General features: G+C 57.1%; 1 protein-coding gene. It reads right to left on the reverse strand.

Annotation, left to right across the window (positions count from 1 at the left end; all coding sequences use genetic code 11):
- Positions 1-252: DDE-type integrase/transposase/recombinase (locus tag IB235_RS24975; protein ID WP_192339096.1), on the reverse strand; the 252-nt coding region annotated here is incomplete at both ends.

Genomic DNA, 252 nt, shown 5'->3' on the forward strand with positions numbered 1-252 from the left:
CACAAGTCTCCCGACGTAGGACGTTGTCGACCCTGATCGTCTTCGGATAGCCGATCTTTCGGCAGATCCGTTCCAACGTCCTAACGACGTCCTCACCGCGATACTGGAAGCGCACATCCGTCGCGGGGCAATAGCGGGAATGCGTATCGACAATAGTCAGGATCCGCAGCTTCTTGCCCAGAGCCAACTGGTCATGGACAAAATCCATTGCCCAGACATCGTTCGGCCCAACGGCATCAGCGCGATCATCGC

The sequence above is a fragment of the Paracoccus sp. PAR01 genome (assembly GCF_014851995.1).
GTDB classification, from domain to species: domain Bacteria; phylum Pseudomonadota; class Alphaproteobacteria; order Rhodobacterales; family Rhodobacteraceae; genus Paracoccus; species Paracoccus litorisediminis.